The organism is Streptomyces nymphaeiformis, from assembly GCF_014203895.1.
GTDB classification, from domain to species: domain Bacteria; phylum Actinomycetota; class Actinomycetes; order Streptomycetales; family Streptomycetaceae; genus Streptomyces; species Streptomyces nymphaeiformis.
This window is the reverse complement of sequence record NZ_JACHJY010000005.1, coordinates 1-21,875: the sequence shown is the minus strand read 5'-3', so window position 1 is coordinate 21,875 and position 21,875 is coordinate 1. Positions and strand designations below refer to the sequence as shown.

18 protein-coding genes are annotated in these 21,875 nt (G+C 70.7%); 12 read left to right on the top strand and 6 right to left on the bottom strand.

What is annotated here, in order from left to right; translation table 11 throughout:
• Window positions 1-68: 68 nt before the first annotated feature.
• A complete protein-coding gene (locus GGE06_RS17695) occupies window positions 69-842 on the bottom strand; it encodes a hypothetical protein (RefSeq protein WP_116158545.1) in 774 nt (257 codons plus the stop codon).
• Window positions 842-2,146 (bottom strand): type VII secretion protein EccE, encoded by a 1,305-nt coding sequence (eccE, locus tag GGE06_RS17690; RefSeq protein WP_184931253.1) that lies wholly within the window; start codon window positions 2,144-2,146, stop codon window positions 842-844. Before eccE ends, GGE06_RS17695 begins: the two co-directional genes overlap by 1 nt.
• A gap of 190 nt (window positions 2,147-2,336) precedes the next feature.
• On the opposite strand from eccE, the gene eccB reads away from it, so the two are divergent.
• From eccB to GGE06_RS17670, 4 genes are all read left to right on the top strand, one after another.
• The gene (gene eccB, locus GGE06_RS17685) at window positions 2,337-3,878 is read left to right on the top strand and encodes a type VII secretion protein EccB (RefSeq protein ID WP_184931252.1); all 1,542 of its coding nucleotides are present in this window, start codon (window positions 2,337-2,339) and stop codon (window positions 3,876-3,878) included.
• A 13-nt stretch (window positions 3,879-3,891) separates the two neighbouring features.
• Window positions 3,892-5,148 (top strand): type VII secretion-associated serine protease mycosin, encoded by a 1,257-nt coding sequence (gene mycP / locus GGE06_RS17680; RefSeq protein WP_184931251.1) that lies wholly within the window; start codon window positions 3,892-3,894, stop codon window positions 5,146-5,148.
• 190 nt (window positions 5,149-5,338) lie between these two features.
• Entirely contained in the window at window positions 5,339-5,677 is a 339-nt protein-coding gene (locus tag GGE06_RS17675; RefSeq protein WP_116158541.1) for a WXG100 family type VII secretion target, read from the top strand.
• A 53-nt stretch (window positions 5,678-5,730) separates the two neighbouring features.
• Entirely contained in the window at window positions 5,731-6,021 is a 291-nt protein-coding gene (locus tag GGE06_RS17670; protein ID WP_116158540.1) for a WXG100 family type VII secretion target, read from the top strand.
• Between the two features lie 80 nt (window positions 6,022-6,101).
• On the opposite strand, the gene GGE06_RS17665 is transcribed toward GGE06_RS17670, so the two are convergent.
• Both GGE06_RS17665 and eccCa read right to left on the bottom strand, forming a co-directional pair.
• Complete coding sequence (locus GGE06_RS17665; protein ID WP_116158539.1) at window positions 6,102-6,386, bottom strand: DUF397 domain-containing protein; 285 nt, start codon at window positions 6,384-6,386, stop codon at window positions 6,102-6,104.
• Window positions 6,387-6,449: 63 nt separating this feature from the next.
• A complete protein-coding gene (gene eccCa, locus GGE06_RS17660; protein ID WP_184931250.1) occupies window positions 6,450-10,403 on the bottom strand; it encodes a type VII secretion protein EccCa in 3,954 nt (1,317 codons plus the stop codon).
• Between the two features lie 225 nt (window positions 10,404-10,628).
• Between eccCa and eccD the strand changes: the two genes are divergently transcribed.
• The 6 genes from eccD (at window position 10,629) to GGE06_RS17630 (ending at window position 17,711) form a co-directional block, all read left to right on the top strand.
• Entirely contained in the window at window positions 10,629-12,101 is a 1,473-nt protein-coding gene (gene eccD / locus GGE06_RS17655) for a type VII secretion integral membrane protein EccD (RefSeq protein WP_184931249.1), read from the top strand.
• Window positions 12,102-12,294: 193 nt separating this feature from the next.
• Entirely contained in the window at window positions 12,295-12,585 is a 291-nt protein-coding gene (gene rpsO / locus GGE06_RS17650) for a 30S ribosomal protein S15 (protein WP_015036567.1), read from the top strand.
• Between the two features lie 297 nt (window positions 12,586-12,882).
• The gene (locus tag GGE06_RS17645; protein ID WP_116158536.1) at window positions 12,883-15,099 is read left to right on the top strand and encodes a polyribonucleotide nucleotidyltransferase; all 2,217 of its coding nucleotides are present in this window, start codon (window positions 12,883-12,885) and stop codon (window positions 15,097-15,099) included.
• Window positions 15,096-16,475: a M16 family metallopeptidase gene (locus GGE06_RS17640; RefSeq protein ID WP_116158535.1), complete on the top strand. Its 1,380-nt coding sequence runs from the start codon at window positions 15,096-15,098 to the stop codon at window positions 16,473-16,475. Before GGE06_RS17645 ends, GGE06_RS17640 begins: the two co-directional genes overlap by 4 nt.
• A gap of 25 nt (window positions 16,476-16,500) precedes the next feature.
• Window positions 16,501-17,253 carry a 4-hydroxy-tetrahydrodipicolinate reductase gene (dapB, locus tag GGE06_RS17635; protein ID WP_116158534.1) on the top strand — a complete coding sequence of 251 codons (753 nt, stop codon included), beginning with the start codon at window positions 16,501-16,503 and terminating at the stop codon, window positions 17,251-17,253.
• A gap of 5 nt (window positions 17,254-17,258) precedes the next feature.
• On the top strand, window positions 17,259-17,711 hold the full coding sequence (locus tag GGE06_RS17630; protein WP_116158533.1) for a hypothetical protein: 453 nt from the start codon (window positions 17,259-17,261) through the stop codon (window positions 17,709-17,711).
• Here the strand turns inward: GGE06_RS17630 and GGE06_RS17625 are convergent.
• The gene (locus GGE06_RS17625) at window positions 17,701-18,261 is read right to left on the bottom strand and encodes an SCO5741 family PH domain-containing membrane protein (protein WP_116158532.1); all 561 of its coding nucleotides are present in this window, start codon (window positions 18,259-18,261) and stop codon (window positions 17,701-17,703) included. The genes GGE06_RS17630 and GGE06_RS17625 overlap by 11 nt on opposite strands.
• 54 nt (window positions 18,262-18,315) lie before the next feature.
• The gene (locus GGE06_RS17620; protein WP_116158531.1) at window positions 18,316-18,555 is read right to left on the bottom strand and encodes a hypothetical protein; all 240 of its coding nucleotides are present in this window, start codon (window positions 18,553-18,555) and stop codon (window positions 18,316-18,318) included.
• 336 nt (window positions 18,556-18,891) lie between these two features.
• On the opposite strand from GGE06_RS17620, the gene dapA reads away from it, so the two are divergent.
• The gene (gene dapA, locus GGE06_RS17615) at window positions 18,892-19,791 is read left to right on the top strand and encodes a 4-hydroxy-tetrahydrodipicolinate synthase (RefSeq protein ID WP_184931248.1); all 900 of its coding nucleotides are present in this window, start codon (window positions 18,892-18,894) and stop codon (window positions 19,789-19,791) included.
• A 100-nt stretch (window positions 19,792-19,891) separates the two neighbouring features.
• Window positions 19,892-21,577, top strand: coding sequence for a ribonuclease J (locus tag GGE06_RS17610; protein ID WP_116158529.1), 1,686 nt, complete (start codon window positions 19,892-19,894; stop codon window positions 21,575-21,577).
• Window positions 21,578-21,875: the final 298 nt, after the last annotated feature.

Here is a 21,875-nt window from a genome sequence, read left to right as displayed (position 1 = left end):
GCAGAGTGAGAACCCCCACCGTTCAAAACGATGCAAAAACGGACGTACGCAAGCGAGTCCGCACCCGGTCAGTCCATCCGGCGCGCGCCGCCCAACAATCCGGTCTCGGCGTCCGTCGCCTGAGTCATCACGAACTGGCGGTCGTTCGGCGTGCACCAGAGGGTGACCCCGTCGGCGAGCGTGGACAGCGCCTCGTACTCGTGCTGCGGCAGGCTCATGATGCGGCCGATCTGGGCGGCCTCGTCGGGGGACACCCGCTGGACGCCGACCAGGGAGGACTTCTCCAGGAGCCGGGGCGCGACCGGGCTCAGATAGGGCAGCAGCGTCACCACCGACTGCCAGGGCGCCGACACGACACGGCCGCGCGGCGGCCGCATGCCGCAGTCGCGCACCACGACCACCGGGCTGCCCGCGGACGCGCCCTGCGGCGGCACGCGGCCCACGTCGTGCAGGGTGATGCACGGCTGCCCGCCGCCCGCGGCCTGCGCGAGCGCCGTCCACGCCTGCGCGCGGCCGGTCTCGACCGCCACCCGGGCGCCCGTCGCGGCCGCCCGCAGCGCGAGGACCTGCGCGGTCCACAGACCACCGATGAGCGTGACGTCGTACGGAACGGGCCGGTTGATGCCGAGCACCGCCGGACGGCCCTCGGCGTCCACGCCGATCACCATGCCGTCGTCGCCGACGGGCAGGGCCAGCGCCTCCAGCTGTTCCAGGGGTACGGAGTGCCGGTCGCGGCGAGGCCCGACGAGCCCGAAACCGAACCGGGGCCGCGCGGCCCGCCCCGTACGCCGGACGGAGGGCGAGCCGGGGACCGGTGACGTACCGAAGGAGGCGGTGGACATCAGCGCGCACCTCCCAGCGGCAGCGTCGCCAGGACGCCCGGCACCTGCTCACGGTCGAGACGCACCAGGCCCGTCCTCACTCCGCGCGCCGCACGCTCCAGTTCGTGCCGCGCGGCCACCAGTTCCTCGTCGCTGCGCCCGGTGATCCGCACGTGTCCGGTCACCGTCACCTCCTGCCGGTCCCCGCCGCTCAGCGTCAGGCTGAACGTCGTCGCGAGCGCGGGCAGCGAGGTCAGCAGGGCCACCAGCTGCGGCATCGACGCGCCCGCGCCGCCGCCCCGGCCGCCCAACTGGGGCCAGCGCCCCACCCAGTACGTCGTGTGCCGCCGGTCGTCCACCCGCCAGGTCCGCGCGGTCTCCTGGGTCCGGCGCCCCTGCGCCTGCCCCCGGCCCGCCTGCGCGATCGCCATCGGGCTGGCGCAGCTCGACGTGGCGAGCGCGGAGGTCAGCTCCTGCTCCGTCAGGACGCTCGCCCGGAACCCGGCGCCGGCGAGCCGGCTCGCCAGCTGGTCCGCCGCGCGCACCACGCACTTCTGGGCGCCCGTCATGCCGCCGCCGCGCGCGGCGACCGCCTCCGGGCAGAGTTCGGGGTCGAGCTTGAGCGCGATCCAGGTGATCCGCACCGCGGGCGAACCCGTCTGCGCCTGCAGCGGCCCGTAGTTGCGGGCGGCCATCGACTGCACGGGCAGGTGCGGCGCGGGCGCCGGCTGCGTGTGCTGCACGATCTGCGCCGACTCCAGGCGGATGCCGTCCACGCTCAGCACGTCCCGGACGATCCCCACGGGCAGCGGCTTCGCCGCGCGGTCCGGGCGCAGCGCCGTGCCGTCCGACTCGACCCGCAGGACGGCGGTCAGGAAGGTGCCGTCGCCGACCATCCCGACCGGACGCCGGTCGCGGTCGCTGTACGCGTAGGTCCGCAGCGCCGGGTCGCACTCCACGAGCGGCGCGAACCCCGGCTCGGTGCCCTCCGGCACGGTGAGCGAGGAGGCGCGGCGCGAACGGGCGCGCAGCGCGAGGAAGGTGCCGAGCCATTCGGGCAGCGAGCGCCGGTGCCGGCGCACCACGGCGAGCAGTACGAGCACGACGGCGACCACGCCCGCGGGCACGAGCAGCATCTTGTCGACGGCCCAGGCGAGGAGCAGCAGAGCCGCCGCCACCTCGATCAGTACGAGCTGTTGCAATCGGAACGAACCGAAGTGTCCGGGGCGTGCCTGGAGCCGCGGTGAGACCGCCGGCGCGGGGCCCGTGGACGGGGGTGTGGAGGCAGCGGCCGCATCGGGCCGCCTCCGCCTCGCGGAAGCCATGATGGAGAATCCCCCTCAATTCATCCCGATGACCCTGGCCCGCCAGGGCTTTGGCGGCCGGATCACCCTACCCGCCCCACGAACCCCACGGGACAGCAGGCATAGTAGGGGGCCGGTCCGAAGGCCGGGGCCCCGGTGTCACCACCCGGGGGCCCCGCGCGAAGATCGCGCCTGACGAGAATGGGGACTCATGGCATCGCGGCGGGACGAGCTCAACGCGTACACCTTTGCGAAGAAGCGCACGGTGGCGGCATTCCTCCAACCCTCGCCCTCCGGCACGGAGGAGGGTGCCCCGAAGCCGTTGAAGGCGGTCGTCCCCGGCCTGATCGTCGCCGCGCTCGTCGTCGCCGGGTTCGGCGCCTGGGGCATGTTCAAACCGAACGCCCCCAAGGGCTGGGACACCCCCGGCACCCGGGTCATCGTCGGCAAGCAGTCGACCACCCGGTACGTGGTCCTGGAGACCGGCAGTGGCAAGGACAAGAAGACCCTGCTCCACCCCGTCCTCAACCTCGCCTCCGCCCGGCTCCTGCTCAACCCCGACCAGTTCCAGGTCATCCAGGTCGACGACAAGACGCTCGACCTGGGCAAGCCGCCGCGCGGCCCCATCCTCGGCATCCCGTACGCGCCGGACCGTCTCCCCGCCGCCGACGACGCGGGCACCGCCAAGCGCTGGGCCGTGTGCGAGCAGCCGGGCGGCGGCAACGGCGGCGGTGTGCAGAAGGCCACCTTCCTCTTCGCCAAGCGGGACCTCGGGCGCACGGACAACAGCAGCAAGCTGGTCCCCGGCCAGGTCCTGTACGTGAAGGGGCAGAAGGAGAGCGCCCAGTACCTCGTCGACCACACGGGCACCAAGTACCGGGTCAACGAGAAGGCGCCCAACCTCACCACCACCCTCTTCGGCGTCAACCGGCAGCCGCAGCAGGTCACCGACGACTGGCTGGCCACCCTGAAGACGGGCACCCCCGTCGACTTCCCGGACATCCCCGGCGCGATCGGCTCCGACGCCGGCGTCGACGGCGGCCTCACCCCGGCCCAGGACAAGGTCGGCATGGTGCTGCTCGCGCAGACCGGCTCCGGCCCGCAGCACTACGTGGTGCTCCAGGGCAAGGTGCAGCCGGTCTCCGCCTTCACCGCCTGGCTGCTCATCAACTCCCCGGAGACCGTGGGCCTCGGCATGAAGGGCAACGCGAGCGGAGTCGACATCAACTCCCTCGGCCCCGACAGCGCCCCCTTCGCCGCCGACCGCCGCTGGCCCGAGCGGAAGCCGGACGAGGTCAACTCCGTTGGCGGGCCGGGTGCCCGCGACACCGTCTGCTCGGTCCTGGAGAGCGTCGGCGACAAGGGCCAGACGACCCTGTCGACCTGGGCCGGCACCAAGTACCCCGCCGACATCACCGCCGGCGGCACCAGCACGTACGTCACTCCCGGCACCGGACTGCTCTACACCCAGGTGCAGGGCAAGCAGTCCGCGCCCGGCGGCTCGCTCTTCCTCGTCACCGACACCGGACTGCGCTACGCGATGCAGGCCAACGGCGACAGCGACAAGGGGCGTTCCAAGATCGGCGCGGGCGAGCAGCAGCAGACCGACAAGCGTCCGGAACCCTCCGATGCCCAGAAGCGTCTCGGCTACGAGAAGGTCACTCCGGTCCTCGTCCCGATGGAGTGGTCGGAGTTCCTGTCCAAGGGCCCGCGCCTCGACACCAACAGCGCGCGCCAGCCGCAGGGTTCGTGAGGGGGTGGAGCGGATGACGACGTACCGTACGACGGCCCTGCTCGCCGCCGCGACGCTCACGGCCCTGGTCGCGGCGTCGCCCGCCGCCTACGCCGAGGGCATCGCGCGGCCCGCCGGTCTCGACGGCAGCGGCGAGTGCACCTTCCCCATGAAGAAGCAGATCGAGGGCATCCCCTGGCCGCTCCAGCGGGTCCTCCTGGACGAGCTCTGGCAGGACACCAAGGGCAAGGGCGTCCGGGTCGCCGTCATCGACACCGGCGTGGACGACGTCAACCCGCAGCTGCGCGAGGCCGTCGACGCCAAGGCGGGCAAGGACTACCTCAAGCCCGACCCGAAGAACCCCTCCTTCGGCGACGAGAAGCGCGGCAAGACCGACGGCACCGTCGACGAGGTCGGCCACGGCACCAAGGTCGCCGGCATCATCGCCGCCCACCCCCGCAAGGGCACCGGCTTCGTCGGCCTCGCGCCCGAGGCCAAGATCATCCCGATCCGGCAGAACGACGAGAAGAACAGCGGCAAGTCCGACACCATGGCGCAGGCGATCACCTACGCCGTCGACAAGGCCGGCGCCGACGTCATCAACATCTCGCAGGACACCACCCAGCCGCTGAGCCCCGACTCGCCCATGGCCAAGGCCGTGGCCCACGCGATCGAGAAGAACGTCGTCGTCGTCGCCTCCGCCGGCAACGACGGCATGGACGGCGCCCTCAAGAAGACGTACCCGGCCGCCTTCCCCGGCGTCCTCGCCGTCGCCTCCTCGGACCGCAACAACGAACGCGCCGCGTTCTCCCAGTCCGGCCCCATGGTGGGCGTCGCCGCGCCCGGAGTCGACGTCGTCTCCACCGTCCCGGGCGGCGGCCAGTGCGTCGACAACGGCACCAGCTTCTCCGCCCCGTACGTCGCCGGCGTCGCCGCCCTGCTCCGCGCCAAGTACCCGAAGTGGAGCGTGGCCCAGATCGTCACCCGGATCGAGCAGACGGCGGTTCGCTCCATCAACGGGCGTGACAACCACGTCGGTTGGGGCGTGATCGACCCGGTGCGGGCCCTTGCCGACCAGCCCGGGACGCCGGCCTCCACGCCCGTGCCCGACCCGGGCCCGCCCAAGCCGCCGGCTCCCGAGCCGGCCGCCCTGGCGCTGTCGGAGACGCCCCAGGAGCGCTCCGAACGGCTCGCCACCTATGCGTTGGGGATCGGGGGTGTCCTGGTGGCCGTCGTCGTCGGGACGGCCACCGTGATCCGCGACAGCCGCCGCGGAAGGGAGGCCCGATGACCCGCGTATCGGTCAAGTATCGGGACCTTCCTTTGCAGTTGGAACTGTCGCCGTCAATGGCTACAGTGACCGCTGGGGGCACGGCAGTGCGAACCCAGCACGGGGGCGGCATCAGAAGATTCCCGTCCGCATCAAGACCGGTAGGCCCGACGGCCCGTCCGTCGATGCCACCGAAGGAAGAAGGGGCAAGATGTCGAAAGACCTGAACGTAACCAGTGCCGAACAAGTCAAGCTCGCCGGCCGGATCCAGGACTTCTCCGACGAGCTCCAGGCCCGCATCACCTCCCTCAACGGCGTGGTGGACCGCATCCAGGCGGGCTGGCAGGGCGCTGCGAGCAAGGAGTACGACCGGGTCCAGAACGACCTGAACCAGCGCCTGCGCAACATGCGCGCCGAGCTCAACCGGCTCGAGGAGATCATGCGCATGAGCGCCGACGGGTTCTCGCAGGAGGAGGAGGACCGTCTGCGGTCCTTCCGTCAGATGGACAGCTCCGGCGGCGGCCAGAGCGCCATCCTCGGCATGGCCTGAGCCGTCCGACCCGACCAGTCCTCCGCGCCACTCTCACTCCAGGAGTCATCACCATGACCACTGCGGTCAATTACGACACCGTGACGCAGGCGGCGGCCGACACCCGCCTGACCTCCAGCACCCTCAGCCAGAAGCTGGACGACCTCATGGCCGAGGTCAACCGCGTCGCCTCCAACTGGGAAGGTGAAGCGAAGATCGCCTACCGCGAGAGCCAGGACCGCCTGACCCGCGACATGGCCGGCATGAACCAGGACCTCGCGCAGATCGCCCGGCTGCTCGACGAGTCGGTCGTCGGCTACCAGGACACCGACAAGGGCAACGCGGCGCGCTTCCGCATGATGTGAGACTGCGCTTGATGTGAAACTCGGCGAACACGCGTGAGGGGGTGGCCCGTTCCGACGGGCCACCCCCTCACGCGTACGCGCTACCGCAGATCGAACTCGCCGTCACGGGCGCCCAGGACGAACGCGTCCCACTCGGCCTTCGTGTACCGCAGCACCGTCCCCTTGTCGAGGGACGAACGCATCGCCACCGCGCCCTCGGGCAGCCGCGCGATCTCCACGCGCTCCTCGTCCGGGCTCGTCCCCGGGGCGCCCTCCCACTCGACGTCGGAGATGTCGAGCGCGTACAGCTCGTCCTTCTGGCGCTTCTTCTCGGCGGCCAGGGCGGCGTCCGCGCTCGCGGTGCTGGTCTCGTGGACGTCGGTCATCGGCGCATTCCCTTCGCGGTGGTACGGCGGTCCCTCCCACACTAGTGGGAGGGACCGCTCCGCTCAGTGCTGTTCGGGCAGCCAGCCCAGCTGCACCAGCGGCGTCCCGCGCTTCCGCGACACGAACGTGCCCCGGCCCGGAGGCATCGGCCGCGCCCGGACGCCGCCCAGGATGTCGCCCTCCTGCGGATCGCCGGAGAGGAGCACGCCCTGCGCGCCCAGCTCCCGCATCCGCTGCATGAACGGCTCGTACATGGCACGCGAGGCGCCCGCCTGGCTGCGCGCCACGATGAACCGGATGCCGACGTCCCGCGCGAACGGCAGGTTCTCCACCAGAACGGCCAGCGGGTTCCCCGAGTTGGTGGCCACCAGCTCGAAGTCGTCGACCAGGACGAACAACTGCGGACCCGACCACCAGCTGCGGTCCCGCAGCTGCTGCGGCGTGATGTCGGGCTTCGGCGCCCGCTTCGTCATCACCGTGTTGATGGCCTCCATGTGCATCTGCATGGCCGAGGCCATCGGCGCGTACTCCAGGAGGTGCGAGGGCGCCACGGCCTCCAGCATCGTCCGCCGGTAGTCGCCGACGACGATCCGCGCCTGCTCCGGCGAGTACCGCTCGCACAGCTGCTTGGCGATCAGCCGCAGCAGCGCCGTCTTGCCGGACTCGCTCTCGCCGAAGACCAGGAAGAACGGATCCGACTCGAAGTCGACGAACACCGGCTCCAGGTTCGTCTCGTCGATGCCGATCGCGATGCCGTGCTGCGGGTACTCGAAGCCCTTCGGCAGCTGCTCCGCCGGCAGCCTGCGCGGAAGGAGCCGCACCGCGGGCGCCGGGGCACCGGTCCAGCTCGCCTTCACGGCCTGCACGAACGCCGACGTGCCCTCCGCCAGGTCGGCGGAGGAGCTCGCCCCGTCGATCCGCGGCAGCGCCCCCATGAAGTGCAGCTTCTCCGGCACCTGACCGCGGCCCGGCACACCGGTCGGCACGTTCGCCGCGACCTTCCGGTCGAACTCGGAGTCCATGACGTCACCGAGCCGCAGTTCGAGCCGGCCCAGCATCTGGTCCTTGAGCGCCGCCCGCACCTCCATGTACCGGGCGGCGGTGATCACCACGTGGATGCCGTAGCCCAGACCGCGCGCAGCGATGTCGGCGACGATCGGCTCAAGGGTGTCGTAGTCGTTGCGGAAGCTGCCCCAGCCGTCCACGACCAGGAAGACGTCGCCCCAGGCCTCGCCCGGCAGTTCGCCCGCGGCCCGCTTGCGCCGGTACGTCGCGATCGAGTCGATGGAGTGCGAGCGGAAGAACTCCTCCCGCCGGTTCAGGACGCCCATGACCTCCGCGACCGTCCGGCGCACCCGCTCCGGGTCGAGCCGGGACGCCACCCCGCCGACATGCGGCAGGTCGGCCAGCGAGACCATGCCGCCGCCACCGAAGTCCAGGCAGTAGAACTGCACTTCGGCCGGGGTGTGGGTGAGCGCGAACGAGGAGATCAGCGTCCGCATGATCGTCGACTTGCCGGACTGCGGACCGCCGACCACCATCATGTGGCCCGCCGCGCCGGAGAAGTCCCGGTACAGCACCTCGCGCCGCTGCTCGAACGGCTTGTCGATGAGGCCGAGCGGCACCGTGAGCGCGCCCTGACGCGTGTACTCCGTCGCCGTGAGCCCCCGGTCCGCCGTCTGCGCGAGCCCCGGAAGCAGCTGGTCGAGCGAGGGCGCCTGGTCGAGCGGCGGCAGCCACACCTGGTGCGCCGGCACCCCCTGGCCCTCCAGGCGTCGCACGATCACGTCGAGGACGGTGTCCGCGAGCGCCTCGTCCTCCTCGGAGCGCCGCTCCGTCAGATAGGCCGGGTCGGGCGCCGCGTACACGACCGGCACCGGCGCCGCCGTGAACAGCGCGGGCCGCCGCTCCACCGGCATGTGCCCGATCTCCAGACGCGGCCCGCCCGTCCGGTACGTACCCGAGACGTACGCCGCCTTGAAGCGGGTCATCTCGTCCGTACCGAACTTCAGATAGCCCGAGCCGGGCACCGACGGCAGGTGGTACGCGTCGGGGACGCCGATCGCCGTGCGCGACTCCGCCGCCGAGAAGGTCCGCAGACCGATCCGGTACGAGAGGTACGTGTCCAGGCCGCGCAGCTTGCCCTCCTCCAGGCGCTGCGAGGCCAGCAGCAGGTGCACGCCCAGGGAGCGGCCGATGCGGCCGATCTGGATGAACATGTCGATGAAGTCGGGCTTGGCGGTGAGGAGCTCGGAGAACTCGTCGATCACCAGGACCAGCGAGGCCAGCGGTTCGAGCGGAGCACCCGCGGCCCGCGCCTTCTCGTAGTCGTGGATGTTCGCGTAGTTGCCCGCCGAGCGCAGCAGCTCCTGCCGCCGCTGGAGCTCGCCGCGGATCGCGTCGCCCATGCGGTCGACGAGCGTCAGGTCGTCGGAGAGGTTCGTGATGACCGCCGCCACGTGCGGCATCTGCGACATGCCCGCGAAGGTCGCGCCGCCCTTGAAGTCCGCGAGGACGAAGTTCAGCGTCTCCGAGGAGTGCGTCACCGCGAGACCGAGCACCAGCGTGCGCAGCAGCTCCGACTTTCCGGAACCCGTCGCGCCGACGCACAGACCGTGCGGGCCCATGCCCTCCTGCGCCGCCTCCTTCAGGTCCAGCATGACCGGCTGGCCGTCCTCGCCGACACCGATCGGCACCCGGAGCCGCTCGGCCACCGACCGGGGCCGCCAGGTCCGCGTCACGTCCACCGAGGCCGCGTCGCCCAGGTTCAGCAGGTCCGTGAAGTCCAGATTGGCGAGCAGCGGCTCGTCGTCGTCCCCGCCGCCCATCCGCAGCGGCGCCAGCTGCCGGGCCAGCGCCTCGGCCGCCGGCAGTGAGATGCCGTCCGGCAGACCCTCGTACGCGAAGCCGCCGCCCGACTCCAGGCGCAGCCGGCCCGGCCGTACCACCACCGACAGGCCACCGCGCGGCTCGTCGAGCTCGCCGTTGACGACCTCCACGATCGTCACGCCCTGGAGGCCCTCGGCCGCCGCGAGCAGCGAGTCCGGCGGCACCATGCCGCCGTCGAGGACCACCACCACGTGCGGCTGGTCGAGCACCGGCTGGTTCTCCCGGGAGAACCGCGGCCGCCCGTCCAGCTTCGAACGGACCAGGTTCTCCAGCTCACCGAGGTCGTCGCCGAACAGCCGCTTCGTACCGGCCCCGTCGACCTGCCCCGGCACCTGGGTGTGCGGCAGCCACTTCGTCCAGTCCCAGCGCTCCTGCGCCGGCCGCGCCGCCACCACGGCGAGCATCAGGTCGTCGGGGGAGTGCAGCGTCACCAGCTGCGCGACGAGCGCCCGCGCCGCGGCCTGCGCCGACTCCGGCTCGCCCGACACCGTCACGTGGTAGAACGCCCGCATCGAGACCGCCATCGGCAGCCCGTCCAACGTGCCGTGCACCGCGAGGAACTGCTGCATCGCACCTGCACACAGCGGCTCCAGCTCGTCGACCGGGGCGGTGTCCGGAGCCACCAGCGGAGTCGCCAGCTGCTGCGCGCCGAGACCGATCCGCGCCTGCCCGAAGTCGTGGTCGCCGACCCGGCGTTCCCACACCCGCGAACCCTCGGCCACCACCGACCACAGTTGTTCGGGGGAGGGGTGCAGATACAGCTGCGCGTCCCGCTGTCTGCGCGCCGTGCGCCGGACCGTACGCCGGGTCTGCGCGAGGTATTTGAGGTAGTCGCGGCGGACATCGGCCATTTGCCCCTGCGTACCGCGACGGAATCTGAAGAACTGCGCGATGGCCATGCCGACCGTCGACGCCAGCATCAGCGTGCCCATGATCCGCATGATCGGCGAGGGCGTCATGAAGAAGAAGACGACCGACGAACCCATGCCGAGCATCGGCAGGAGCTGCATCAACGCCGACTCCTGCTGTCCCCGCGGAAGTTCCGGTGGAGACTCCAGGACCAGTTCCTCACCGGGCACTTCCGGAGGAAGAGACCTCGGCGGGCGTTTGACGACGATCTGGCTCACCGGCGCATCAATCCCTCGTTGGAGGCGGGCTCGTGGCGGGAGCATCCGCACGCCACCCCTGTCGGCAGCCGAGCGCGCGGACTTCCCCCATGGGACGGCGATCCTACTTGCAGCCCCCACCGGCCGTCCCCGGTAGGGTGGCGCCGCATCGTGCGCAACCGCGAATCAGAAGGCGCGGGACCGCGCATCAGACGGGCGCAACCGCGAACCAGGGGGTCCACACACGTGAGTACGACCGCAGCGACCGGCTTCTGCCGCGTCACCGTCGTGGCGCCGGACAGCCGCATCGACGTCGCGCTCCCCGAGGACATCGCCGTCGCCGACGTCTACCCGGAGATCCTGCGCCTCACCGGCCAGACCCAGGCGCCGGGCACCCCGACCGGCTACCACCTGGTCCGCCGCGACGGATCCGTCCTCGACGGCGCCCGGACCCTCGCCGCCCAGCAGGTCCTCGACGGCGAGGTGCTCTCCCTGCGGCCGTTCGCCCAGTCCCTCCCGCCGGCCGTCTACGACGACGTGTCCGACGCCGTCGCCTCCGCCGTCACCCGCGACCGGCACCTGTGGAGCGACGAGCTCCTCCGCGGCGCCGGACTCGTCGGAGGCGTGCTGCTCCTCGTCCTCATGGGCTTCGTCCTCTGGTTCGCCGACCCGGTCCGCCACGACATGCACAGCCTCCCCGGGATCATCGCGGGCGCCGCCGGCTTCCTGCTCACCGCCTTCGCCGGCGTCCGCGCCCGCGTCTACGCGGACCGGGCCACCGCCGTCGCCCTCGGCCTCGGCGCGCTGCCCCTGCTCCTCATCGCCGGCTCCGGCATCATCGCCGCCGACCCCGGCCAGGGCCCCGGCCGCCTGCAGTTCCTGCTCGGCTCCGTCACCGTCCTCGTCGCCTCCGTGGCCCTCGTCGCGCTCACCCCCAGCGGCGACGCCCCCTTCGTGGCCGCCACCTTCCTCGCCGGCGTCGGCACCCTCGCCACCTTCCTGCTGATCCTCACCGAGGGCACCGCCACCGAGGCCGCCGCGGCCTGCGCCCCGATCGCCATCGGCCTCGTCGCCTTCCTGCCCGGCCTCTCCGCCCGCTTCGCCCGCCTCCCCATCGGCTACGCCGCCCCGCGCAGCGCCGCCGACGACGAGTTCTCCGGCGATCCGCAGCAGGGCGAGGAGGCGCAGCCCGTCGACGCCGAGCGCATCGCGCTCCAGGCCCGCCGCGGCCACGAGATGCTCCTCGGCCTGGTCGGCGGCTGCGCGGCCGTCGTCGTCGGCTCCGCCGCCGTCCTCGGCTTCGCCGGGAACGTCTGGGGCCAGCTCCTCGCCCTCGCCGCCGGCCTCGCGATGCTGCTGCGCGCCCGCCTCTTCCGGTACACCTCGCAGATCGCCTGCGTCCTCGTCGCCGGCATCGCCGCCATCGCGCTGCTCGTCCTCGGCCTCTCCCTCAACCCGCCGGTCGACCTGGTCAAGGACCTCCTCATGTACGGGGACCGCGGCGGCCTCGACATCCGGACCATCTGGCTCACCGCGGCCGTCGCCGCCGGCGCCGCCGTCATCACCGCGATCGGCCTGATCATCCCGAAGAAGGGCCTCTCGCCCTTCTGGGGCCGGCTCCTCGACCTCGCCGAGGGCTTCGTCCTGCTCTCCCTCGTCCCGCTCTGCCTCGCCGTCCTCGACGTCTTCAACCAGGTCCGCTCCCTCACCAGTAAATGAGGGGCCCCGCTCCGGCGAGCTGGTACGCTGTGTGACGGCCGTTTGTGTACGCGCTCCCGGAAAGCCCCGAGATCACTCGGAAGCCTCTGGAAGCTGCGCCCATCGGACCTTCGCCCGTCGAGTCACGGAAGCTTCCCCTGAGACCTAGACCAGGGGCACTCACGGGCGCACGAACACCAATGAGGAGATCCGCGTGGCTCTCGACGCCGCTGTCAAGAAGCAGATCATGGCCGAGTTCGGCACCAAGGAGGGCGACACCGGCTCCCCCGAGGTCCAGGTCGCGATGCTGTCCCGTCGCATCTCGGACCTGACCGAGCACCTCAAGCAGCACAAGCACGACCACCACTCCCGTCGTGGTCTGCTGATCCTGGTCGGCCAGCGCCGCCGCCTGCTGCAGTACCTGGCCAAGAAGGACATCCAGCGCTTCCGTACGCTGGTCGACCGCCTCGGCATCCGCCGCGGCGCGGCCGGCGGCGCCAAGTAATTCCGTTCCAAGGTGAACGCTGCGAAGGGAGCGGTTCCCACTTTCAGGGGGCCGCTCCCTTTGCTGTACGTGCACAAAGTGCGCACCGGCACTTAGTCTGGTCGCACAACCCCATACGACGAGCGTGAAGCCGCCGGCCAGCCGCCGGTCCTCGGTAGTGGCCCCCGGAAACGAACACCCGGGTGCTTCGATCGAAGACCGGCCCGCACCCGAGGCGAGCTTCTCCGCCCCGTCGGACACCGTCCCCGGCCACACGGGCCGAAGGACGCAAAGACGAACACGTAGGAGAAACCCATAGTGGAGAACGAGACCCACTACGCCGAGGCCGTCATCGACAACGGCGCCTTCGGTACCCGCACCATCCGCTTCGAGACCGGCCGTCTGGCCAAGCAGGCCGCCGGCTCCGCCGTCGCCTACCTGGACGACGAGACGATGGTCCTCTCGGCGACCACCGCCTCGAAGCGCCCCAAGGACCAGCTCGACTTCTTCCCCCTCACGGTGGACGTCGAGGAGCGGCAGTACGCGGCCGGCAAGATCCCCGGCTCCTTCTTCCGCCGGGAGGGCCGCCCCTCCGAGGACGCCGTCCTCACCTGCCGCCTGATCGACCGGCCGCTGCGCCCCTCCTTCAAGAAGGGCCTGCGCAACGAGATCCAGATCGTCGAGACGATCATGGCGCTCAACCCCGACCACCTGTACGACGTGGTCGCGATCAACGCCGCCTCCGCTTCCACGATCCTGGCGGGCCTGCCCTTCTCCGGCCCCATCGGTGCCACCCGCGTCGCCCTGATCAAGGGCCAGTGGGTCGCCTTCCCGACGCACACCGAGCTCGAGGACGCCGTCTTCGACATGGTCGTCGCCGGTCGCGTCCTGGAGGACGGCGACGTCGCGATCATGATGGTCGAGGCCGAGGCCACCGAGAAGACCATCACCCTCGTCAAGGGCGGCGCCGAGGCGCCGACCGAGGAGATCGTCGCCGCCGGTCTCGAGGCCGCGAAGCCCTTCATCAAGGTCCTCTGCAAGGCCCAGTCGGACCTCGCCGCCAAGGCCGCCAAGCCCACCGGCGAGTTCCCGGTCTTCCTCGACTACCAGGACGACGTCCTGGAGGCGCTCTCCGCCGCCGTCAAGGGTGACCTCGCCAAGGCGCTCACCATCGCCGGCAAGCAGGAGCGCGAGACCGAGCTCGACCGCATCAAGGAGCTCGCCGCCGAGAAGCTCCTCCCGGCCTTCGAAGGCCGGGAGAAGGAGATCTCGGGCGCCTACCGCGCGCTGACCAAGAAGCTGGTCCGCGAGCGGATCATCAAGGACAAGGTCCGCATCGACGGCCGCGGCATCACGGACATCCGTACGCTCGCCGCCGAGGTCGAGGCCATCCCGCGCGTGCACGGCTCGGCGCTGTTCGAGCGTGGCGAGACCCAGATCCTGGGCGTCACCACCCTCAACATGCTCCGCATGGAGCAGCAGCTGGACACCCTCTCCCCGGTGACCCGCAAGCGCTACATGCACAACTACAACTTCCCGCCGTACTCCGTCGGCGAGACCGGCCGCGTGGGCTCGCCCAAGCGCCGCGAGATCGGCCACGGCGCCCTCGCCGAGCGCGCCCTCGTGCCGGTCCTCCCGACCCGCGAGGAGTTCCCCTACGCGATCCGCCAGGTGTCCGAGGCCCTCGGCTCCAACGGTTCGACGTCCATGGGCTCGGTCTGCGCCTCCACCATGTCCCTGCTGAACGCCGGTGTGCCGCTCAAGGCCCCCGTCGCCGGCATCGCCATGGGTCTGATCTCCGAGGAGATCGACGGCCAGACGCACTACGTCGCCCTCACCGACATCCTCGGTGCGGAGGACGCCTTCGGCGACATGGACTTCAAGGTCGCCGGTACGAAGGACTTCGTCACCGCCCTCCAGCTCGACACCAAGCTGGACGGCATCCCGGCCTCCGTTCTGGCCGCGGCCCTCAAGCAGGCCCGCGACGCCCGCCTCCACATCCTCGACGTGATGATGGAAGCGATCGACACGCCGGACGAGATGTCCCCGAACGCCCCGCGGATCATCACCGTCAAGATCCCCGTGGACAAGATCGGTGAGGTCATCGGCCCCAAGGGCAAGATGATCAACCAGATCCAGGAGGACACCGGCGCCGAGATCACGATCGAGGACGACGGCACCATCTACATCGGTGCCGCCGACGGCCCGGCCGCCGAGGCCGCCCGCGCCACGATCAACGGCATCGCCAACCCGACCATGCCGGAGGTCGGCGAGCGCTACCTGGGTACGGTCGTCAAGACCACCACCTTCGGTGCCTTCGTCTCCCTGCTCCCGGGCAAGGACGGCCTGCTGCACATCTCGCAGATCCGCAAGCTCGCCGGTGGCAAGCGCGTGGAGAACGTCGAGGACGTGCTCGCGATCGGCTCCAAGGTCCAGGTCGAGATCGCCGAGATCGACCAGCGCGGCAAGCTCTCCCTGATCCCCGTGATCGCGGACGAGGACGCCGAGGGTGACAAGGACGACGCTGCCAAGTGACGTCCCGTAGTTCCCGCGCGACGGCCCGCCCCTCTTCGGAGGGGCGGGCCGTCGCCCGTACCCAAACGCTTCTCCCGGGCAAGGACGGCATCGGCACGGTCCGCCGCACGACCCTCCCCGGGGGCCTGAGGATCGTCACCGAGACCCTCCCCTCCGTGCGCTCCGCCACCTTCGGCATCTGGGCGCACGTCGGATCCCGCGACGAGACCCCGACGCTCAACGGCGCGACCCACTACCTGGAGCACCTCCTCTTCAAGGGCACCCACAAGCGGTCCGCCCTCGACATCTCCGCCGCGATCGACGCAGTCGGCGGCGAGATGAACGCCTTCACGGCGAAGGAGTACACCTGCTACTACGCCCGGGTCCTCGACACCGACCTGCCGCTGGCGATCGACGTCGTCTGCGACATGCTCACCGACTCGCTGATCCTCGACGAGGACGTGGACGCCGAGCGCGGCGTCATCCTCGAAGAGATCGCGATGACCGAGGACGACCCCGGTGACGTCGTGCACGAGCTGTTCGCGCAGACGATGTTCGGCGACACCCCGCTGGGCCGTCCGGTCCTCGGCACCGTCGACACGATCAACGCGCTCAGCCGCGGCCAGATCGCCCGCTTCTACAAGAAGCACTACGACCCGACCCACCTGGTCGTCGCCGCCGCCGGCAACGTCGACCACGCCACGGTGGTGCGCCAGGTCCGCCGCGCCTTCGAACGCGCCGGCGCCCTGACCCGTACCGACGCCGTCCCCGTCGCCCCCCGCGAGGGCTCCCGGACCCTCCGTACGGCGGGCCGCGTCGAGCTCCTGAACCGCAAGACCGAGCAGGCGCACGTGGTCCTCGGCATGCCGGGCCTGGCCCGCACCGACGACCGCCGCTGGGCCCTCGGCGTGCTGAACACCGCCCTCGGCGGCGGCATGTCCTCCCGCCTCTTCCAGGAGGTCCGCGAGAAGCGCGGCCTGGCCTACAGCGTGTACTCGTACACCTCGGGCTTCGCCGACTGCGGCCTCTTCGGGGTGTACGCGGGCTGCCGGCCCAGCCAGGTCCACGACGTCCTGAAGATCTGCCGCGACGAGCTCGACAAGGTCGCCTCCGACGGCCTCACGGACGAGGAGATCAACCGCGCCGTCGGCCAGCTCTCCGGCTCGACCGTCCTCGGCCTGGAGGACACCGGCGCGCTGATGAACCGCATCGGCAAGAGCGAGCTGTGCTGGGGCACCCAGATGTCCGTCGACGACATGCTGACCCGGATCGCGGCGGTCACCCCGGACGAGGTCCGCGAGGTCGCCCGCGATGTACTGGAGCAGCGGCCCTCGCTGTCGGTGATCGGCCCGCTGAAGGACAAGCAGGCGGACCGCCTCCACCAAGCGGTCTCCTGACCCACAAGTCCCGTAAGGAAGAGCAATGAGCAAGCTGCGCGTGGCGGTCCTCGGAGCCAAGGGCCGCATCGGCTCCGAGGCCGTCAGGGCCGTCGAGGCCGCCCAGGACATGGAACTGGTAGCGGCCCTCGGCCGCGGCGACCGTCTGGAGGCGCTCACCGAGGCGGGCGCCCAGGTCGTCGTCGAGCTGACCACCCCCGACTCGGTCATGGAGAACCTCGACTTCTGCGTGGGCCACGGCATCCACGCGGTCGTCGGCACCACCGGCTGGACCGAGGACCGTCTCGCGCAGCTGAACGGCTGGCTCGCCGCCTCCCCGGAGACCGGCGTCCTCATCGCCCCGAACTTCTCCATCGGCGCCGTCCTCACCATGAAGTTCGCGCAGATCGCGGCCCCGTACTTCGAGTCGGTCGAGGTCGTCGAACTGCACCACCCCAACAAGGTCGACGCGCCCTCCGGCACGGCGACCCGCACCGCCCAGCTCATCGCCGAGGCCCGGTCGAAGGCAGGCTGCGCCCCGCAGCCCGACGCCACGACCACCGCCCTCGACGGGGCGCGCGGGGCGAACGTCGACGGCGTTCCCGTGCACGCGGTACGCCTCCGGGGCCTGCTGGCCCACCAGGAGGTGCTGCTCGGCGGCGAGGGCGAGACCCTCACGGTCCGGCACGACTCCCTGCACCACTCCAGCTTCATGCCGGGCATCCTTCTGGGCGCCCGCCGCGTGACCACGACTCCGGGCCTCACCTTCGGCCTGGAGCACTTCCTGGACCTGGGCTGACGGCCATGGGCGGAAAGATCACGTACGTCTTCCTGGCCACCGTCCTCGTCCTCGTCTTCGGCGTGGTCGGGATGGAGGGGGTCCTGCTCCTCCTCACGGGCGAGCCGGCCGCCATGGGCATGGGCGCGGTGGCGTTCCTGCTGCCCGTCGTCGGCGGCTGGTTCCTCTGGAAGAACACCGGCTTCGCGCGCCGGGCCAACCGCCTGGCCGCCGAGCTGGAGGCCGAGGGCGGTCTGCCCGTCGACGAGCTGAAGCGCACGCAGGGCGGCCGGATCGACCGGGACTCGGCCGACGAGGTCTTCGCCCTGCGCAAGGCCGAGGCGGAGGACTCACCCGAGGACTGGCGCTGCTGGTTCCGGCTCGCGGTGGCCTACCACGACGCCCGGGACACCCCGAGGGCCCGCAAGGCGATGCAGCGGGCCATCGCGCTCCACGAGGGGCGTCCGGTCAGCGCGTAGCGGCCGGGGCCGTGCCGTACTCGGCGTTCCAGGCCTCGACCGAGTCGGCCGCCCGGTCGAAGGCCTCGATGCGGGACAGGAAGTCGGCGTTGTGGGTGGTGAGCAGCAGCAGCTGCTCACCACCCCGCCGGTCGAGCGCCAGGGCCTGGCCCTGGACCGTGCGGGGGAATCCCAGCCAGCGCACCGGCTGCTGGGTGGTCCGGACGGACGTCACCTTCGCCCAGGGCACGGTGACGGTCGAGAAGAAGCCCACGCGGCGCACGCCGGCGCGGCTCACCCAGGCGCCCATGCGCAGCATCCGCAGGGCGGCCGCGATGACGAGCACGGCGAGGCCGAGCGTGACGCACGCGCCGCCGAAGGCTCCGGCGAACGCGACGACCACGGCGGCGAGCAGGATGAACGAGGCGAGCAGCAGCGCGAGCGCCGCCGCCCCCACCCGCCAGGACCCGGGCCGGTACGGACGGCGCCACTGATCGTGGTCGTCGAACGGCAGGGCGGCATGGTCGGTCGTGTCAAACGCACGGTCGGCCGTCAGGAAGGGCAGGGGCACGACAGGTCCTCACTCACAAGCACGCTCGAAGGGGCGATGCCCGGTGAGGCTACCTCAGCGGTTGTCGGACGCCTCGGACTGCTGCTGACGAGTGGCGGAGTCACCCGACTGGAGCGAGGGCATCCCGAAGACGAGGGAGCCGACGAGGCCGGCCACGACGGTCAGCCCGAGCAGGGTGCGGCCCACGATCTGCGAGGGGCTGAGGCGCTCCCGGGGCGGTGGAGTGACGTTACTGCGGAAGTGGTCGGCCTCCGCGACGAACGCGAACGGTACGGCCTCTCGCCGGCGGAACATCAGAGCCACTCTCCTTCTTCGTCGTCATGCGTCACAGGTACAGACGACGGAACCGACGTTTTGGTGCCCTTTTTCATCAAAGCGGCGGAATATAGTCCTCCGGTAGGACGCAGTCCCGGCGAGCGGACCGGGTTCGGAGGACCGTGGAGCTCCTGTGGAGCACACATGTCCGAACGCACGATGCGAAGTGTCCGTATTGCGACGTTTCGAGAAGTTCATCTAGGCTGATCAAACGGACCCGGCGCTGCCTGAACCCCCGAGCAGGCAGCGCCGGGCTCCCTTTCTCCTGTCCCCCTCAGGGGCACCCGGCGCTGAGCAGCGAGTAGCGTGTTACCCATGGCTCCGATCTCCACTCCGCAGACCCCCTTCGGGCGGGTCCTCACCGCCATGGTCACGCCCTTCACGGCGGACGGCGCACTCGACCTCGACGGTGCCCAGCGACTCGCCACCCACCTGGTGGACGCAGGCAACGACGGCCTCGTCATCAACGGCACCACCGGCGAGTCCCCGACCACCAGCGACGCGGAGAAATCGGACCTCGTACGAGCGGTACTGGAGGCGGTCGGCGACCGCGCCCACGTCGTCGCCGGCATCGGCACCAACGACACCCACCACTCCGTCGAACTCGCCCGCACCGCCGAGCGCGACGGCGCCCACGGCCTCCTCGCCGTGACGCCCTACTACAACAAGCCCCCGCAAGAGGGCCTGTACCGGCACTTCTCGGCCATCGCCGACGCCACCGGCCTCCCCGTCATGCTGTACGACATCCCCGGCCGCAGCGGCGTCCCGATCGACACCGAGACGATCGTCCGCCTCGCCGAGCACCCGCGCATCGTCGCCAACAAGGACGCCAAGGGCGACCTCGGCCGCGCCAGCTGGGCCATCACCCGCTCCGGCCTCGCCTGGTACTCCGGCGACGACATGCTCAACCTGCCGCTGCTCTCCGTCGGCGCCTGCGGCTTCGTCTCCGTCGTCGGCCACCTCGTCACCCCGGAGCTCCGCGCCCTCCTCGAGGCCCACCTCGGCGGCGAGGTCCAGAAGGCCACCGAGATCCACCAGAAGCTGCTCCCGGTCTACACCGGCATGTTCCGCACCCAGGGCGTCATGACCACCAAGGCCGCCCTCGCCCTCCAGGGCCTCCCGGCCGGCCCGCTGCGCCTGCCGCTCGTCGAGCTCTCCGCACAGGAGACCGAGCAGCTCAAGGTCGACCTGGCCGCCGGCGGGGTAGAACTCTGACAACAGACTTCACAACTGAACACTGACAACAGCAAGTGCACGATTGTCATGCGCGCCACGTGCCCGACCGGTACGTGGCGCGCATGGTGAGGAGAGTCTTTTGAGTCATCCGCATCCTGAACTCGGCGCCCCGCCGAAGCTGCCCAAGGGCGGCCTGCGCGTCATCCCGCTCGGCGGCCTCGGCGAGATCGGCCGCAACATGACGGTCTTCGAGTTCGACGGCCGTCTGCTGATCGTCGACTGCGGCGTCCTCTTCCCGGAGGAGGAGCAGCCCGGTGTCGACCTGATCCTGCCGGACTTCACCATCATCAGGGACCGCCTCGACGACATCGAGGGCGTCGTGCTCACGCACGGCCACGAGGACCACATCGGTGCCGTCCCCTACCTGCTCCGGATGAAGCCGGACATCCCGCTCATCGGCTCCAAGCTGACCCTCGCCCTGATCGAGGCGAAGCTCCAGGAGCACCGCATCCGCCCCTACACCCTCGAGGTGAAGGAAGGCGACCGCGAGCAGCTGGGCCCCTTCGACTGCGAGTTCGTCGCGGTCAACCACTCCATCCCGGACGCCCTGGCCGTCGCCATCCGCACCCCTGCGGGCATGGCCGTCGCCACCGGTGACTTCAAGATGGACCAGCTCCCGATGGACGGCCGCCTGACCGACCTCCACGCCTTCGCGCGGCTCAGCGAGGAGGGCATCGACCTCCTGCTGTCCGACTCGACGAACGCCGAGGTCCCGGGCTTCGTCCCGCCGGAGCGGGACATCTCGAACGTCCTGCGGAACGTCTTCGCGAACGCCCCGAAGCGCATCATCGTGGCCAGCTTCGCCAGCCACGTGCACCGCATCCAGCAGATCATCGACGCCGCCCACGAGTACGGCCGCCGGGTCGCCTTCGTCGGCCGCTCGATGGTCCGCAACATGGGCATCGCCCGCGACCTGGGCTACCTCCGGGTCCCGGCCGGCCTCGTCGTGGACGTGAAGACCCTCGACGACCTGCCGGACGACGAGGTCGTGCTGGTCTGCACGGGTTCCCAGGGCGAGCCCATGGCGGCCCTGTCCCGCATGGCCAACCGCGACCACCAGATCCGCATCGTCCCCGGCGACACGGTCATCCTCGCGTCCTCGCTCATCCCGGGCAACGAGAACGCGGTCTACCGCGTGATCAACGGCCTGACCCGCTGGGGCGCGAACGTGGTCCACAAGGGCAACGCCAAGGTCCACGTCTCGGGCCACGCCTCGGCCGGCGAGCTGCTGTACTTCTACAACATCTGCAAGCCGAAGAACCTCATGCCGGTCCACGGCGAATGGCGCCACCTGCGCGCCAACGCCGAGCTCGGCGCGATGACGGGCATCCCCAAGGACCACATCGTCATCGCCGAGGACGGCGTCGTCGTCGACCTGGTCGACGGCCGCGCCCGCATCACCGGCAAGGTCCAGGCGGGCTACGTGTACGTGGACGGCCTCTCGGTCGGCGACGTCACCGAGACCTCCCTCAAGGACCGCCGCATCCTCGGCGAGGAGGGCATCATCTCGGTCTTCGTGGTCGTGGACTCCTCGACCGGCAAGATCACGGCCGGCCCGTACGTCCACGCCCGCGGCTCCGGGATCGACGACTCCGCCTTCGACGCGGTGATCCCGAAGATCGACCAGGCGCTCAACAAGTCGGCCCAGGACGGCGTCGTCGAACCCCACCAGCTCCAGCAGCTGATCCGCCGCACCGTCGGCAAGTGGGTCTCCGACACCTACCGCCGGCGACCGATGATCCTCCCGGTCGTCGTCGAGGTCTGACAGGCCTGACCAGCGCGACACCGGAGCGGGGCCCCTCGATTTGCATCGGGGCGCCCCGCTCCAGTACGTTTACGGCTCCGCCAGATCGGGAAGTCCCCGGCGCCGCAGTGCGCCCGGAGGATGAACCGGGAGGCGGGAAATCCGACTCAGAACATCTGATAAAGTCGGAACACGCCGGAAGGCCTCGAAGAAAACAAATTCGAGACCGGAAAGCACCGAGGAAATCGGATCGGAAAGATCTGATAGAGTCGGAAACGAAGGAAGCGCCCGGAGGGCCCGGAAACGGGAACGAAGGAAG

Excerpts from the sequence above, each read along its gene's own strand:
- dapB (WP_116158534.1), top strand. The coding sequence starts at position 16,501 with ATGAGCAAGCTGCGCGTGGCGGTCCTCGGAGCCAAGGGCCGCATCGGC.
- GGE06_RS17670 (WP_116158540.1), top strand. The coding sequence starts at position 5,731 with ATGACCACTGCGGTCAATTACGACACCGTGACGCAGGCGGCGGCCGAC.
- GGE06_RS17630 (WP_116158533.1), top strand. The coding sequence starts at position 17,259 with ATGGGCGGAAAGATCACGTACGTCTTCCTGGCCACCGTCCTCGTCCTC.
- eccB (WP_184931252.1), top strand. The coding sequence starts at position 2,337 with ATGGCATCGCGGCGGGACGAGCTCAACGCGTACACCTTTGCGAAGAAG.
- GGE06_RS17675 (WP_116158541.1), top strand. The coding sequence starts at position 5,339 with ATGTCGAAAGACCTGAACGTAACCAGTGCCGAACAAGTCAAGCTCGCC.
- GGE06_RS17665 (WP_116158539.1), bottom strand. The coding sequence starts at position 6,386 with ATGACCGACGTCCACGAGACCAGCACCGCGAGCGCGGACGCCGCCCTG.
- dapA (WP_184931248.1), top strand. The coding sequence starts at position 18,892 with ATGGCTCCGATCTCCACTCCGCAGACCCCCTTCGGGCGGGTCCTCACC.
- GGE06_RS17695 (WP_116158545.1), bottom strand. The coding sequence starts at position 842 with ATGTCCACCGCCTCCTTCGGTACGTCACCGGTCCCCGGCTCGCCCTCC.
- GGE06_RS17620 (WP_116158531.1), bottom strand. The coding sequence starts at position 18,555 with ATGTTCCGCCGGCGAGAGGCCGTACCGTTCGCGTTCGTCGCGGAGGCC.
- mycP (WP_184931251.1), top strand. The coding sequence starts at position 3,892 with ATGACGACGTACCGTACGACGGCCCTGCTCGCCGCCGCGACGCTCACG.
- eccE (WP_184931253.1), bottom strand. The coding sequence starts at position 2,146 with ATGGCTTCCGCGAGGCGGAGGCGGCCCGATGCGGCCGCTGCCTCCACA.